Raw genomic sequence first — 3,859 nt, forward strand, 5'->3', positions numbered from 1 at the left:
GCGTGCAGATTACGGACAACGGCGATACGCGCTTCATCCCGGGCGAACAGGTCGAGCGGTCGGATATGCTCGACGAAAACGACCGTATGATCGCGGAAGACAAGCGTCCGGCAACGTACGAAAACGTGCTGCTCGGTATCACGAAGGCCTCGTTGTCGACCGATTCGTTCATCTCGGCGGCGTCGTTCCAGGAAACGACCCGCGTGCTGACCGAAGCGGCGATCATGGGCAAGCGCGACGACCTGCGCGGTCTGAAGGAAAACGTGATCGTCGGCCGTCTGATTCCGGCCGGTACGGGTCTCGCGTTCCACAAGGCGCGCAAGAGCAAGGAACTGTCCGACCGCGAGCGTTTCGATCAGATCGCAGCGGAAGAGTCGTTCGAATTCGGTACGCCGGAAACCCCGGCCGCCGAACAGCAGCACTCAGGCGAGTAAGTCCCGGCGGCGTAAGCCGCTTGGGCTCTAGCCAGCGAAGCCGCTCAGTTTCGACTGAGCGGCTTTTTTTATGCGCCTTTTTGCCGCGCGACGTCGCCGATTCCTAGCCCGGATGGCTAACGTTGTCGCAAAGCGCGGGCGCAGCACGAATGCGTTGGTAAAATTCGTGTCACCGCTTTACGCCGCCTCTCTCAAATTCATGTCCCGTCCGCTCGAAATCCTCAACGAAGTTTTTGGTTACCCCGCGTTCAGAGGACAGCAAGGCGAAATTGTCGAGCACGTCGCCGGCGGCGGTGACTGTCTCGTGCTGATGCCAACGGGCGGCGGCAAATCGCTGTGCTATCAGATTCCGTCGCTGGTGCGCCGCGAAGGCGGCTTCGGCACGGGCATCGTGGTGTCGCCACTGATCGCGCTGATGCAGGACCAGGTGGCTGCGCTCACCGAAGTCGGTGTGCGCGCGGCGTACCTGAACTCGACGCTCTCCAGCGCCGAGGCGATGGCTACCGAACGCGCGCTGCGCGACGGCGAGATCGACTTGCTCTACGTGGCACCCGAGCGCCTGATGACGCCGCGATTCCAGGAACTGCTGGAACGCACGCGCATCGGGCTTTTCGCCATCGACGAAGCGCATTGCGTGTCGCAATGGGGGCACGACTTCCGGCCGGAATACATTCAGCTTTCCGTGCTGCACGAGCGTTTCCCGAACGTACCGCGCATTGCGCTGACGGCGACCGCGGACGCCATCACGCGCGACGAAATCATTCATCGTCTCGCGCTCGACGACGCTCGCATTTTCGTCTCGAGCTTCGATCGACCGAACATTCGTTATCGGATCGTCGAAAAAGACAACGCGCGCACGCAGTTGCTCGACTTTATCCGCGCGGAACACATGCGAGCCGACGGCACGACCGACGCCGGCGTCGTCTATTGTCTGTCGCGGCGCAAGGTCGAGGAGACGGCCGAGTGGCTCAAGGAAAAGGGCATGCGCGCGCTGCCGTATCACGCCGGCATGGAATTCGAAACGCGCCAGAAGCATCAGGAGATGTTCCAGCGCGAGGAAGGCATTGTGATGTGCGCGACGATCGCGTTCGGCATGGGCATCGACAAGCCGGACGTGCGGTTCGTCGCTCACCTCGATTTGCCGAAGAGCGTCGAAGGGTATTACCAGGAAACCGGCCGCGCGGGCCGCGACGGCATGCCGGCCAATGCGTGGATGGCCTACGGCCTCGGCGACGTCGTGCAGCAGCGCAAGATGATCGACGAATCGGACGCCGACGACGCGCACAAACGCGTCCAGACCGGCAAGCTCGATGCGCTGCTCGGCCTGTGCGAGGCGGCGACGTGCCGGCGCGTGCGGCTTCTGGCGTATTTCGGCGAATCGAGCAAGCCTTGCGGTAACTGCGACAATTGTCTCGAGCCGCCCGCCACATGGGACGCGACGCGCGAGGCGCAAATGGCGCTGTCGTGCGTGTTCCGGGCGCAGCGGGCGAGCGGTTTTCACTTCGGCGCCGGCCACCTGATAGACATTCTGCGCGGCAACCGGAGCGAAAAAATCGTTCAGCGCGGTCATGAGAAGCTGACCACGTTCGGCATTGGCGCGGCGCTCGGCGAGCCGGAGTGGCGCGCGGTGTTTCGACAGCTCGTGGCGTTCGGCTATCTGACGGTCGACCACGAGGGCTTCGGCTCGCTCGTCCTGACCGAGGCGAGCAAGCCCGTTCTGAAAGGCGAACAGAACGTGACGATGCGCCGCTATGTGAAGCCGACGCGCACGCGTCAGTCGTCCGGACGAACCAGCGAGCGCGCGGACCCGACCATCGGAATGGGGCCGCGCGAGCGGGCGCGCTGGGAGCGTCTGCGAACCTGGCGCACGGAAACCGCGAAGAGCGACGGCGTGCCCGCCTATGTGATCTTCCACGACGCGACACTCGCGGAGATCGCGCGCAACGGCCCAGACTCGATCGAGGACTTGCGAGGCATTCCAGGCATGGGCGCGCGCAAGCTGGACCGTTTCGGGGACGAACTGCTCGAAGTCGTCGCCGCGGACTAAGCCGTCCGCGGTCGCCGCAACAGGTCCACAGGTCTGCGAAACATTGCAACCTGTTGACTCGCTTAGTATTTTCGGAATATTATGCTAGGTTCCGGTTCTTGGGATGCTTGCGCGCGGACTCTGTTCACGCGCTCGCGGTCGCAGCCGGAAGTTCGATGCGCAGTCGTTTTCGCTTTGCCCGAAAACAGATGCGTCGATTTTGTTCAATTTCAGGAATAGACAATGCCAACCATCAATCAACTGGTTCGCAAAGGCCGCACGTCGGAAACGACGAAGAGCAAGAGCCCGGCCTTGCAGGACTGCCCCCAGCGTCGCGGCGTGTGCACCCGTGTGTACACCACGACGCCTAAGAAGCCGAACTCGGCACTTCGTAAGGTCGCGAAGGTGCGCCTCACGAACGGTTTCGAAGTTATTTCGTACATCGGTGGTGAAGGCCACAACCTGCAGGAACACTCGGTCGTGCTGATTCGCGGCGGCCGTGTGAAGGACTTGCCGGGTGTGCGTTACCACATGGTTCGCGGCTCGCTGGATACCCAGGGCGTCAAGGATCGTAAGCAGGCTCGCTCGAAGTACGGTGCGAAGCGTGCCAAGGCCGGCAAGTAATTCGCCGGTCAGAAGCAGTTCAGGTCGCCTGCAAAGGCGGTAATAGCGGTGGTGCCGGAATCGCCGGTGCTGTCGAGTAAGTGGTCACCCGACCAGGCTGGTAAGTCGTAAGAGATGAATCGGGTTAGTTGGTGGCCGCGGGGCTAAAAGTAGCTCCAACTGAAAAGTTAAAGGAAGAAACATGCCGCGTCGTCGCGAAGTCCCCAAGCGGGAAGTGTTGCCGGATCCGAAGTTCGGTAACGTAGATGTAGCTAAGTTCATGAACGTGCTGATGCTGTCCGGCAAGAAGTCTGTTGCCGAGCGCATCGTGTACGGCGCTTTCGAACAGATCCAGACCAAGGGTGGCAAGGACCCGCTGGAAGTGTTCACGGTAGCGCTCAACAACGTCAAGCCGGTGGTCGAAGTGAAGAGCCGCCGCGTTGGTGGTGCGAACTATCAGGTTCCGGTCGAAGTGCGTCCGTCGCGTCGTATGGCATTGGCGATGCGTTGGCTGCGTGAAGCCGCGAAGAAGCGCAGCGAGAAGTCGATGGCCCTGCGTCTGGCAGGTGAACTCTCCGAAGCGGCCGAAGGCCGTGGCGGCGCAATGAAGAAGCGCGACGAAGTTCACCGGATGGCAGAAGCCAACAAGGCGTTCTCGCATTTCCGTTTCTAAGCTTCCCGCATCGGGTTAGCAGAAACAACGGAAAGAAATTCCGGGCGGGTGCGCTTACAAAGCGCCTCGCCCGTTTGTGTTACAGCGCGATGGGTATTTTTCTCGCATCGCGTTATCCCAATA

General features: G+C 61.5%; 3 protein-coding genes and 1 pseudogene. All 4 read left to right on the top strand.

What is annotated here, in order from left to right; genetic code table 11:
* Nucleotides 1-434, top strand: a pseudogene (locus BGRAMDRAFT_RS33045) (DNA-directed RNA polymerase subunit beta'); the annotation flags it as partial.
* 199 nt (nucleotides 435-633) lie between these two features.
* Complete coding sequence (gene recQ / locus BGRAMDRAFT_RS33050) at nucleotides 634-2,481, top strand: DNA helicase RecQ (protein ID WP_044022083.1); 1,848 nt, start codon at nucleotides 634-636, stop codon at nucleotides 2,479-2,481.
* 222 nt (nucleotides 2,482-2,703) lie between these two features.
* Complete coding sequence (rpsL, locus tag BGRAMDRAFT_RS33055) at nucleotides 2,704-3,084, top strand: 30S ribosomal protein S12 (RefSeq protein WP_006053290.1); 381 nt, start codon at nucleotides 2,704-2,706, stop codon at nucleotides 3,082-3,084.
* Nucleotides 3,085-3,265: 181 nt separating this feature from the next.
* A complete protein-coding gene (rpsG, locus tag BGRAMDRAFT_RS33060; RefSeq protein ID WP_006053291.1) occupies nucleotides 3,266-3,736 on the top strand; it encodes a 30S ribosomal protein S7 in 471 nt (156 codons plus the stop codon).
* Nucleotides 3,737-3,859: the final 123 nt, after the last annotated feature.

This window comes from Paraburkholderia graminis C4D1M (genome assembly GCF_000172415.1).
Taxonomy (GTDB): Bacteria; Pseudomonadota; Gammaproteobacteria; order Burkholderiales; family Burkholderiaceae; genus Paraburkholderia; species Paraburkholderia graminis.

Excerpts from the sequence above, each read along its gene's own strand:
- recQ (WP_044022083.1), top strand. The coding sequence starts at position 634 with ATGTCCCGTCCGCTCGAAATCCTCAACGAAGTTTTTGGTTACCCCGCG.
- rpsL (WP_006053290.1), top strand. The coding sequence starts at position 2,704 with ATGCCAACCATCAATCAACTGGTTCGCAAAGGCCGCACGTCGGAAACG.
- rpsG (WP_006053291.1), top strand. The coding sequence starts at position 3,266 with ATGCCGCGTCGTCGCGAAGTCCCCAAGCGGGAAGTGTTGCCGGATCCG.